Consider the following 11,664-nt stretch of genomic DNA (forward strand, 5'->3'; position numbering starts at 1 on the left):
TTGCATTGAACTCACTATCACAGCGCCTTAAATGCCTATCACTCATGGTGATAATGCTTATGGCTTCATTGCCGATTTCGGCGTCAGCCGCAGACGCGGTTGCCACTGTTTCTAAAAACTTGGTGGCGGTAAATGAACCGTTTCAGTTGACCTTGTCTATCAATGACAGCGTCGACACGGACGATCTCGACTTGATCCCACTTGCGAAAAACTTCACGTATGGCCGCCCGAGTGTCAGTAATAGCACCTCCATCATCAATGGCGACATGACCCGGAAGACAGAGATTCGCGTCGCCGTGGCAGCCAAAACGATCGGTGTATTTACCATTCCTAGCTTTCAGATTGAGGACTACGCCACCCAACCGATCCGCATCAATGTGGTGGAAGCCAGCCAACGCGCAAAACAAGCCGATGACCAGTCAATACAAGTGAATGTGCGCCTTGACCGACAGAGCGGCTACATCGGTGAAACCTTTACCTACAACGTCGAGTTGCTGATCGGCACACGCGTGGATTCGCCTGCGCTGCAAGCCCCCTTCGGCGATGGTTTAACCGTGGAACAAATCGGTGAAGACCAACAAGCCGAGACCGTGCGTAACGGTCGCCGCTACATTGCCATTCAACGTCAGTACCAAATTACCCCAACCCAAGCGGGTGAACTCACGTTAAACGGCGCGGTCTTCACAGGCACAAAAGTCGACGGTAACCGTTGGAATTCAACATTGGGTTTGCCGATAAGCCGACAAGCGAAGGCCGAAACACTCTCTATCAAGGGTCAGCCTGCGGATTACAACGGCCTTTGGTTGCCAACCCCTTCACTGACACTGTCACAGCGCTGGGAACCAGAAGTGAGTGACGTTGCGGGTAGCGCTGAGCAAGCCGCGAAGGTCGGCGACCCCATTACGCGTTTTATTGCCCTGAGAATTGAGAACATCGCGCAAAGCGCCATGCCGAACCTGTCAGTCACATACCCTTCGCGTGTTCGTGTGTATTCAGAAAAACCGGAATACCGACAAGATGGCGATGCCACCATCATGACCATGAAGCAGGTCATCATTCCAAGGGAAGTGGGCGATGTGTCGCTGCCGTCAGTGTCGATTAATTGGTTTAACACCACCACAGGAAAGCAAGAAACCAGCGCCATTTCTGGCTTAACGCTCAAGGTCGCCCCGAACGATGAGGTGCAATCCACACAGCCGATTTTGCCGAACAACGAGCAAGCATTGCTAACACCCGCGCCCGTCACGACCAAAGTGATCACACATGCCGGTTATTGGCCGTGGGCAACAGGCGTGTTTGCGCTGCTTTGGCTTGTCACCTTGGCACTTTACCTGCGCAAACCTAAGCAAGTCGCGATACCCGCGAATGTGGCGGTATCTTCGCTTCACTCAAGCACGTCTGCCCTGTCAGCATTGGAAGCCGCAGTGGCTGAGAATGACGCTGTCAACGTCGCCGCCGCTTACCGCCAATGGCAACAAGAAGCGCATTTCAATGCTCTACCACAAGCACTTCGCGACAGCATTGATGCTGAAATCAGCACCATGATGGCAAGCCGCTACAGCACTGCTTCCACTCCATGGGAAAACCGCACATTGCTTGGTTTGTTGAAACAAGCGCGTGCTGTGAAGGTGAATGCGAAGGAGGTGTCGTCGTTGAAGGGGTTGGTGCCGTAGCGAGATTGCGAGATTGCGAGATTGCGAGATTGCGAGATTGCGAGATTGCGAGATTGCGAGATTGCGAGATTGCGAGATTGCGAGAAAAGGATGGGATCACAGGTGTGTTAATCAACCTTTTCTTATTTCATTTCAGCTCATTGAGCCAAGGTCAGTTTACGCTGATAAAACCTTGGCTCTTCGAGCCAACAACCCCCTCCCAACCTCCCCCTTGGAAAGTTGGAGGAGAAAGATCAAGAGCTTAAATCCGAGGTAATATTCGCGCTTGCTCTTGATCCCCTCCACTTTTCAAGGGGAGGGCTAGGGAGGGGTCGCTCTGATTTTCGCTCTGGCTTTCGCTTTTGCTTTGCTTTTGCTTTGCTTTTCCTAGGATCTCGCACCTGCTCTTCCTGCTCTTCCTAGGATCTCGTACCTGCTCTTCCTCGAACCTGCTCTTTACAGCTCCTCAATCCCCCTCAACACCCTTTCCGCCCGTTCCAGCACCAATCCCTGCTGCTCATCCGTTTTCTTATTCCAATTCGCATACACCATTTTGGTTCTGGGGTTGCTGCCAAAATCGGCTTGGTGTTTGTCCATGAAATGCCAATACAATGCATTCAACGGGCAGGCGTCATCTTCGGTGGTTTTCGCGACTTTATAGTGGCAGTTTCCGCAGTAATCGCTCATTTTCTTCACATAGTTCCCACTGGCAGCATAGGCTTTCGAGCCAACGATGCCGCCGTCAGCAAACTGGCTCATGCCGCGTGTGTTCGGCAATTCGACCCATTCTATCGCATCGATATAAATACCGAGATACCACTCATCAACCTGCTCAGGGGCGATGCCCGCAATGAGGCAAAAGTTACCCGTGATCATCAAACGCTGGATATGGTGTGCGTAGGCATAATCCAGCGACTGCTCAATCGCGTGTTTCATGCACGCCATCTTGGTGTTACCCGTCCAAAACCATGACGGTAAATCTCGGGCAGCAGACAAGGTGTTGAGCGTGGCGTAATCCGGCATGTTCGCCCAGTAGATGCCGCGAATGAACTCTCGCCAGCCAAGGATTTGGCGAACGAAGCCTTCCACCTGCGCCAAGCTAATCGCTTCTGGGCGCGTTTGATAGTGGTACACCGCCATGTCGACCACATGCTGTGGGCTGAGGATTTTACTGTTGAGGGCGAAGGACAACCGCGAGTGATACAAACTCCATTGTTTGCGCTTGCCTTCGTCATCGGCCTGTCCTGTCATTGCATCTTGGAAGCGGCCAAAATTGGGTAAACAATGCTGGCAAAAGAAGGCCAATAATTCGTTCGCTTGTGAGCGTGTTATCGGCCACAGCAGGTTCGAATCGGGCTTTCCTATTACTCTGATGTCATGGCGCTCAATGCGCGCCAGAATATCTGCCACATCATTCCCGAACAGCAGCGGTTCGGGCACCTCATCAATGTCTTTCGCTTTGAGTTTGTTGCGGTTATCAGCGTCATAATTCCACTGCCCGCCTTCGGGGTTTTCACCGTCCATCAATAGATTGAAGCGCACACGCATCTTGCGGTAGAAGGCTTCCATGCGGTGTCGCTTACCTTGCTTAAAGTCTTTGGGAAGTTCTTGGTCAGACAGATAAAAATGCTCAGATTCGACCGCGTTAGCATCGATAGGCAAGGAGGAGGCGAACACCGACAATTGCTCTCTCAGTCGGTATTCATCAGGCAATTGGTATTCGAATGTACTCACACCGTGTTGCTCGATGAGGTGCGTGAGCAAGGCCGGTAAATCCGAAAACGGTGCGGTGTCATCCAAGGTCAGGTGCAGCACTCTGTGCCCTGCCTGTTGTAATGCCTGCGCGAAAGCAGACATTGCCGCGAAGAAGGCGCACACCTTTTGAACATGATGAGGCACATAATTGGCCTCTTGATGAAGTTCGGCAATCACATACAAGGTCTGGTCATTTTGCTCACGGAACCAAGAGTGGCTGGCGTTGAGTTGATCACCCAGCAGTAAACGTAATCGAGAGGCTTTTATTGTCATTCTGTTCTCGCTAAAAATTCGGGTTTTGCACGTCTTTGACCTGCGCAGCGCTTCGAGCAATATTTCACGTCATCCCACACGCGCGCCCACTTCTTGCGCCACGTAAACGGGCGCTGACACACAACACACATCTTTGTCGGCAAATCTTTTTTCTTCATTCAGTGTCAGCCCATTTATTCAATCTGGCCTTACATGTCGCTTGAGTAAGCGATGTGCTTCACGTTGTACATCGGGCAACTTTCGCCAGCGCCAAAGTAGCGCTTGCGCTTCTGCGTAGCTTTGCTTCAAATCGACGATGGGCGCGGGGTAATCTTCGCCGATATTCACGGCGTACAGCATTTGCTCCATGGGCGACAGTCGCCAAGGGGAATGAACAAGTGGTACTGGCACCTCGGATAGCTCAGGCAACCAGGTTTTCACAAACACACCGTCGGGATCTTTCTCTTCCCCCTGCTTTACGGGGTTGTAAATACGGATTGTGTTTATCCCTGTAACGCCCGCCTGCATTTGAAATTGGCTGTAATGAATGCCGGGTTCAAAGTCGAGGAAAACGCGTGCAAGATGCTGCACGCCATGTCGCCAATCTAACGCGAGGTGATGGCACAAAAAACTGACTAACATAGCGCGCATACGGAAATTCAAATACCCCGTGGCTTTCAAGCAACGCATGGAGGCATCCACCATGGGAAAGCCCGTTTTCCCTTCTTTCCACGCGGTTAGTCGCTGCTGCGCAACGTCGCCCGTGATGCGCGGTAACTCGAGATAGCCGCGATTAACAGGCTGGAACTCCATGCTGGATTCGCTCTCGAATTTTTGAATGAAATGGCAGTGCCAATGTAAACGCGAGCTAAACGCCACCAGCGAGCGTCGCCACCCCGGCACACTCCAGTGTTTCAGCACGGTTTGGTATACCTGACGAAGGCTCACGTTCCCCCACGCCAAATAAGGTGAGACGCGAGAGCAGTGGGTTTGACTCAACGTCGGGCTTGATAATGAGTAGGCGTAATCCTTCCCTCGGTCATCATAGAAGCCATTCAGGGTTTGCCACGCTGCGGTTTCACCACCGCGTTGGAAGCGCTCAGCGTTCGTGGTCGGATGAAGGTATTGCTCAACACGGCTTGGCAACGTTTCAGCGCGTGATGTTGCCCAAGACACACGGGATAGGTCGCAATCAGCTTGGGGCGCGCGCATGACTTTCTGCCAATGTTTGTCCCACGTTTTTCGGTGGGTTAAACCGCGTATCACAGCCCCCACAGGTGTTTCATCCCAATTGATGCTTTGCGCATCGCACCATGCTTGGACGGCTCTATCCCGCTCAAAGGTATTGTTCAGGCCAACTTCTTGGTGAGAGAACAGGTGTTCAATGCCGTGGGTCTTGTGGAGGCTTTCCAATGTTTCTAACGCGCCTTCAGCGGAGATGTAGAGCGCACCGTCTTGCAACCGCGATTGGATGTCATTCAGAGATTCGCCAACAAATCGCCAATGGCGCTCCTCGTAATGTGGGTCATCAAGGAGCATGGGCTCAAAGCAATACACCAAAAGGACAGGCAACCCCGAGTTTGCTGCGCGCAATAAAGGCGCATGATCCATCAAGCGAAGGTCTCGCTTTAGCCAAACAACGGAAATCGACATGCGCCCTCCTCATTCGGTGACGTGGGCGCAAAAAAGGGCTGTGATGTGGCGAGACCAAATTTACACGTCATAAATGGGCCAATCTGCCGCATCAACCGAATCCAACGTGCGAACACCCTGTTGCCCTGACCAACGACGTACGTATTCACCATCGGGGTCGAACATCTCGGCTTGCTTGTCGATGTTAAAATGTCGACCGCCACGCGGGTCAGCACCGACACCAGCAATGTATTGCCAATTGCCCCAGTTTGATGCGACATCAAAATCAATCAATTGCTGTTGAAAATAGGCTGCACCAAACCGCCAATCGACAGACAGCTCATTCACCAAGCAGCTGGCGACAATTTGGCGTCCTCGGTTCGACAAATAGCCTGTTTCTTTGAGTTGTTTCATGCATGCGTTGACCAGTGGAAAAGGCGTTTCACCTTTAACCCACTTCATGAAGCGCCCAGCATAGTGGCTTGTTAGTGGGGCTGATTTGGCATTGCCTTTGAAGGCATAGAGTGTGACGCCCTGCTTTATTGCTAGCCATTGAAAGTACTCTCGCCACAGCAACTCGAACCCAATCCAGTACGTCGATTCGTTGCTTCCAAACTCGGCCTCATACCGCTTGAGGTGTTGCCAGACTTGGCGAGGCGATACCGTGCCAAGCGCCAAAAATGGGCTGAATTTGGTCGAGCTTTCCCAATCGTCTAACGCATTTCGGGTTTGCTTGTAGCTAAGCGGTGCACGGGAAGAAAAGTAGTTGTTGAGGTGTTCAAGTGCGGCCTGTTCACCGCCATAAAAACGCGGTGACCTATCAGAGCGCAGCGAATTAAACACATCATAGTGAGAAAGCGTATCACGCAACGAGCCCGACCTTTCGAACACCGGAGGCTGAAGGGTTTCTAGCCATATTTTGCAGGGGTCTAACGGCATGAAATTGGCAGATTCAACACGCTTTCTAAACCGAGAAAATGTCGAAAAGACGTCGCCCATTATCGAAAACTGCGCCTCATCAAACAGCGTGCTATTCCAATGCGACAAGATGTTCAACCGCGGAATGTCGACGCCAATCCGCGCCAACTGCATGCGTTCAAACCAGCCGGTTTGTTTTGCACATGCGAGCGTGTCGATGCGGTGCTCAATGAGAACTGATTTGAGCTGCTCAACAGGATCGCCCTCGAGCACAATCAGGTGCTGGCCATGAAGGCGCAATTCATCGTCCAGCGCCATGAGTGATTCACACAGAAAGCGCCACCGATGAGCGCCCATCATTTTTTGATGGTGATTACGCTGCTCGAACCAACGTGGGTCGATGACAAAAACAAAGGCGACAGCATCGCTTTGTCGAAGCACATCACTCAACGTTGGATTGTCTTGCAACCGTAAATCATGGGTGAACCAATACACGGCTTTGTTCATGCTAATGCCACCTTGCGCTATTGAACTAAATGGAATGCTCAACAGAGTCTTACGGGGTAACAGCACTTATGGTTTAACCCATCAGCAGGTTAAACAGACGCCAGACAAGACGGACGACAAGAGGCAGGGGAATTGGCCAGAGACAAAAACGCCTCGGTTTCCCAAGGCGCTTATTCGTTTGACTCGTTACCAGCAAAGGCAGGCAAGGTCAGTTAGGTGTTAGAACCAGCGTTCTAGTGAAGATTTATCCAACTGTTTGAACGCACGATTGAGCGTTTGAGCCAGCTCTTTGTAGCGAGGGCGACTTTTGATGGGTTGAATGGCACCGCCTTCGCTGACAATTTTTTCATGAAGTTCACGGTACCAACCTGCCAATGCAGGCGGCAGTTGGGTGTCACGACGTCGGCCTAGCCACCACATACCTTGCAGCGGCATGCTCAATGCAAACAAAGCAATGATCATGGCCTGTGGCAACCCTGCGTAGTTGTTAAACGCCATTTGCATGAGGACGCTAATCACCGCGACAGCAGGCATCACTTTTACAGCAAACTTGGTTGCTTTAATCACTCGGTTTTCGGGAAACATGGGCGCGAGTTCTTTTCGAATCGGCCATTCCGTCATGTATTTTTGACCATCACGGAAACTATCCCAGATTGTTTTTCTGCTCATACGGCGCATACCTCTCAAGCGATTTCATTGATCCGCCGACTAAAATCCTGCTGCAAATGTTAAAACAAAGTTGATAAAAATTAATTCAAATCAAGAATGACTCAAAAATTTTTGTTATCTGAAGCAAGTATCGCTATCCTTAGCCGACTTAAATCAATTGTTGCTCGGATTTGATTATCTCGCAACCACTGAAACGCCATATGGATGAACGGCAGCGCAACAAATCACCAATGATGGTGTGCTGGCACGAAATCTGTCTGGCGTTTTGCGTTGTGGATCAGGGACCGAAGAGCGAAGTATCTATTCCGCGACAAAATTGGCTAAATATGAAGCAAAAATATTTTGTTTCTTAGCATCGCTTTAGTGAGAGGGTTAGTGACATTTTAATTAACTATTCTTCTCCCGTTAATCAACACACTCTACTTTACACGAATAGGTAGTCTCAAATGTCTAAGCTGGTTCTTGTTCTTAACTGCGGCAGCTCATCGCTGAAATTCGCTATCGTTGACGCTCAAACAGGTGAAGAGCACCTGACTGGTCTTGCAGAATGTCTGCAACTTCCAGAAGCCCGCATTAAGTGGAAATTGGACGGCAAGCACGAAGCTCAACTGGGCAACGGCGCTGCACACCAAGAAGCGCTAAGCTTCATCGTTGACACCATCCTGGCTTCAAAACCTGAGCTAGCAGAAAACCTGGGCGCTATCGGTCACCGTGTCGTTCACGGCGGCGAGCAGTTCACTCAGTCTGCACTGATCTGTGACAACGTGCTTAAAGGCATCCAAGATGCTTCTAGCTTCGCACCACTTCACAACCCAGCGCACCTTGTTGGTATTGAAGCAGCGAAAGCAGCGTTCCCAGAGCTACAAAACGTAGCGGTATTCGACACTGCGTTCCACCAGACTATGCCAGAAGAAGCGTTCCTATACGCTCTGCCATACAAACTGTACAAAGAGAACGGTATCCGTCGCTACGGTATGCACGGTACTTCTCACTTCTTCATCGCGCAAGAAGCTGCAGAACAACTTGGTAAGCCAGTTGAAGAACTAAACATCATCAACTGTCACCTAGGTAACGGCGCATCTGTATGTGCAATCAAAAACGGTAAATCTGTAGACACTTCAATGGGTATGACGCCTCTTGAAGGTCTGGTAATGGGTACCCGTTCTGGTGACCTAGACCCAGCAATCATTTTCCACCTGCACGATGCACTGGGTTACAGCGTTGAAGAAATCAACAACATGCTAACCAAAGAGTCTGGCCTTGCTGGTCTGACTGAAGTGACTTCTGACTGTCGTTTCGTTGAAGACAACTACGGTTCTAAAGAAGAAGCAACGCGCGCGATGGACGTATTCTGTCACCGTCTTGCTAAGTACGTTGCAGGTTACACTGCATGTCTTGACGGCCGTCTGGACGCGATCGTGTTCACTGGTGGTATCGGTGAGAACTCTGGCCCAATCCGTGAGCTAGTACTTAACCGTCTAGGCCTACTGGGTGTTGAAGTTGACCAAGAGCGCAACCTGAAAGCACGCTTCGGCGGCGAAGGCGTTATCACCACTGATAGCAGCCGTGTTCCTGCGATGGTTATCTCTACCAACGAAGAACTGGTTATCGCTCAAGATACTGCACGTCTGGCTGGTATTTAATTACCCACCACGCGTGACTTTACGACTGGCCGCTTCGGTCAGTCGTTTCAGTTTTGGCGGATCTTCAGCAAATTGACTAAGCTCTGCCACACTGAACATACTGACTAAGCCTGCATCTATGCGGGCTTTGCTTCTGACGTAGTAAAGAGGAATTAACCGTGTCCCGTACTATCATGCTCATTCCTATCGGCGCTGGTGTAGGCCTGACAAGTGTCAGCCTAGGCGTATTGCGTGCGATGGAACACAAGGGCGTTCGCGTTTCGTTTTTCAAGCCAATCGCGCAACCTCGTGATGGTGGCAACCAGCCAGACTTGACGTCGACCATCATCGAAGCAAACAGCAACATGAAAGTGGCAGCGTCACTTAGCATGGCAAAAGCTGAAGAGCTTATCCGTACTGACCAAAACGACGTGTTGATGGAAGAAATCATCGCGCGTTTCAAAGGCGCAACTGCCGATGCAGAAGTGGCGCTGATTGAAGGTCTAGTACCTACACGTAACCACCCGTTTGCTAACCAAGTAAACTACGAGATCGCTAAGACTCTGGACGCGGAAATCGTGTTCGTAGCGACCCCAGGTACTGATAACCCAGCGCAACTTCGTGAGCGCATTGAGGTTGCTGTATCTAACTTCGGTGGTTCGAAGAACAAGAACATCTCTGGTTTGATCATCAACAAGCACAATGCACCTGTTGATGACCAAGGCCGCACTCGTCCAGACCTGTCAGACATCTTTGATGAGTCTAACGTGGCGAAACCAACCAACGTGGAAGTGATGGAGATCTTTAACTCTAGCCCTATCCGTGTTCTTGGTTGTGTGCCTTGGAGCATCGATCTGATTGCAACACGTGCGAGCGACCTTGCTGCGCACTTGAATGCTGAGATCGTAAACGAAGGTGAAATCAACACTCGTCGTATTAAGAGCATCACTTTCTGTGCACGTTCTATTCCGAACATGGTTGAGCACTTCCGTCCTGGTTCACTGCTGGTGACTTCAGCAGACCGTCCTGACGTTATCGTTGCTGCATGTCTTGCTGCAATGAACGGTCTGGAAATCGGTGCCCTGCTTCTGACTGGCGGTTACAACATCCCAACAGAACTTCAAAGCCTGTGTGCGCGTGCGTTTGAATCTGGTCTGCCAGTATTCACCACCAAAGGTAACACTTGGCAGACATCTCTGAACCTTCAGAGCTTCAGCCTAGAAGTACCAGCAGACGACAAAGAGCGTGTTGAGTTTGTTAACGAGCACGTTGCAAACCACATCGATGGCAACTGGATTGAATCTCTTTCTGAAGGTTCTGTTCGTGCACGTCGTTTGAGCCCACCAGCATTCCGTTACCAGCTCACTGAATTCGCGCGTAAAGCAGCGAAGCGCATCGTACTGCCAGAAGGCGACGAGCCACGTACAGTGAAAGCGGCGGCTATCTGTGCTGAGCGTAAGATTGCTGAATGTGTGCTTTTGGGTAACCCTGACGAAATCCGCCGTGTTGCTGCGCAACAAGGTGTAGAGTTGGGTGCTGGCGTGACTATCATCAACTCTGATGAAGTACGTGAAAACTACGTTGCTCGCTTGGTTGAGCTACGTGGCGCGAAAGGCATGACCGAAGTTGTTGCTCGCGAGAAGCTACAAGATTCAGTCTTCCTTGGCACAATGATGCTTGAAGCGGGCGAAGTTGACGGTCTGGTTTCTGGTGCGGTTCACACCACAGCAAACACCATCGTTCCTCCGTTCCAAATCATCAAAACGGCACCTGATGCGTCTATCGTCTCGTCAATCTTCTTCATGCTTCTGCCTGATCAAGTATTGGTTTACGGTGACTGTGCAATCAACCCAGATCCAACGGCTGAGCAACTGGCTGAAATCGCAATTCAATCTGCGGATTCTGCGGCAGCATTTGGTATCGACCCACGCGTTGCAATGATCTCTTACTCTACCGGTGAATCTGGTAAGGGTGCAGACGTTGATAAAGTACGTGAAGCAACCAAACTTGCGCAAGCAAAACGCCCTGATCTGATGATCGACGGCCCGCTTCAGTACGACGCAGCAATCATGGAAAACGTTGCAGCATCGAAAGCGCCTAACTCGCCAGTAGCGGGTAAAGCGACGGTATTCGTCTTCCCTGACCTGAACACCGGTAACACCACGTACAAAGCAGTACAACGTTCTGCTGACTTGGTCTCTATCGGTCCAATGCTTCAGGGCATGCGTAAGCCTGTGAACGACCTGTCTCGCGGCGCACTGGTAGACGATATCGTTTACACCGTTGCACTGACTGCGATTCAAGCGAAACAAGCTGACGACGCGGAAGCGGCAGCAGCGAAATAAGCCTCACGCTTATTGTCCCGTCCTAAAATAAGTTGACGGTTTTAAGTAAGAGCCAGTGGGTATTGCCTACTGGCTTTTTCATGTACCTCATTTGGGGTTTGCATCCCTAGGCTGAGGTGCGGCCTAAGTTTGTTGTATATATCGATACTTTCCTTCACCAGCGATAGCAACTCTGCTTTGTTTTTGCATCGATAACGCAAGAACTCTTGTTTGAGAATGCCATTGACCCGTTCCGCTAGTGCGTTCTGATAACAGTCATACCCGTCAGTCATGGATGCGCGCCATCCTTTTGTTATCAACTGAGACTGATAT

9 protein-coding genes are annotated in these 11,664 nt (G+C 50.7%); 3 read left to right on the top strand and 6 right to left on the bottom strand.

Annotation, left to right across the window (positions count from 1 at the left end):
• Positions 1 to 59 precede the first annotated feature (59 nt).
• Entirely contained in the window at positions 60 to 1,673 is a 1,614-nt protein-coding gene (locus tag EQP46_RS18510; protein ID WP_129495056.1) for a BatD family protein, read from the top strand.
• 435 nt (positions 1,674 to 2,108) lie between these two features.
• On the opposite strand, the gene EQP46_RS18515 is transcribed toward EQP46_RS18510, so the two are convergent.
• From EQP46_RS18515 to yfbV, 5 genes are all read right to left on the bottom strand, one after another.
• Complete coding sequence (locus tag EQP46_RS18515; protein ID WP_129495057.1) at positions 2,109 to 3,680, bottom strand: cryptochrome/photolyase family protein; 1,572 nt, start codon at positions 3,678 to 3,680, stop codon at positions 2,109 to 2,111.
• Positions 3,677 to 3,838, bottom strand: coding sequence for a DUF2256 domain-containing protein (locus EQP46_RS18520; RefSeq protein WP_129495058.1), 162 nt, complete (start codon positions 3,836 to 3,838; stop codon positions 3,677 to 3,679). Before EQP46_RS18520 ends, EQP46_RS18515 begins: the two co-directional genes overlap by 4 nt.
• 19 nt (positions 3,839 to 3,857) lie before the next feature.
• The gene (locus EQP46_RS18525) at positions 3,858 to 5,312 is read right to left on the bottom strand and encodes an FAD-binding domain-containing protein (protein ID WP_129495059.1); all 1,455 of its coding nucleotides are present in this window, start codon (positions 5,310 to 5,312) and stop codon (positions 3,858 to 3,860) included.
• 60 nt (positions 5,313 to 5,372) lie between these two features.
• Positions 5,373 to 6,716 carry a DASH family cryptochrome gene (locus EQP46_RS18530; protein WP_129495060.1) on the bottom strand — a complete coding sequence of 448 codons (1,344 nt, stop codon included), beginning with the start codon at positions 6,714 to 6,716 and terminating at the stop codon, positions 5,373 to 5,375.
• A 219-nt stretch (positions 6,717 to 6,935) separates the two neighbouring features.
• Positions 6,936 to 7,385 carry a terminus macrodomain insulation protein YfbV gene (gene yfbV, locus EQP46_RS18535; protein WP_129495061.1) on the bottom strand — a complete coding sequence of 150 codons (450 nt, stop codon included), beginning with the start codon at positions 7,383 to 7,385 and terminating at the stop codon, positions 6,936 to 6,938.
• A gap of 446 nt (positions 7,386 to 7,831) precedes the next feature.
• Here yfbV and EQP46_RS18540 point away from each other — a divergent pair, with 446 nt between their 5' ends.
• Positions 7,832 to 9,028 carry an acetate kinase gene (locus EQP46_RS18540; protein ID WP_129495062.1) on the top strand — a complete coding sequence of 399 codons (1,197 nt, stop codon included), beginning with the start codon at positions 7,832 to 7,834 and terminating at the stop codon, positions 9,026 to 9,028.
• 173 nt (positions 9,029 to 9,201) lie between these two features.
• A complete protein-coding gene (pta, locus tag EQP46_RS18545; protein ID WP_129495067.1) occupies positions 9,202 to 11,352 on the top strand; it encodes a phosphate acetyltransferase in 2,151 nt (716 codons plus the stop codon).
• 41 nt (positions 11,353 to 11,393) lie between these two features.
• On the opposite strand, the gene EQP46_RS18550 is transcribed toward pta, so the two are convergent.
• Positions 11,394 to 11,664: integrase core domain-containing protein (locus EQP46_RS18550; protein ID WP_161972876.1), on the bottom strand; the 271-nt coding region annotated here is incomplete at its 5' end.

Source organism: Enterovibrio baiacu, assembly GCF_004120195.1.
Taxonomy (GTDB): Bacteria; Pseudomonadota; Gammaproteobacteria; order Enterobacterales; family Vibrionaceae; genus Enterovibrio; species Enterovibrio baiacui.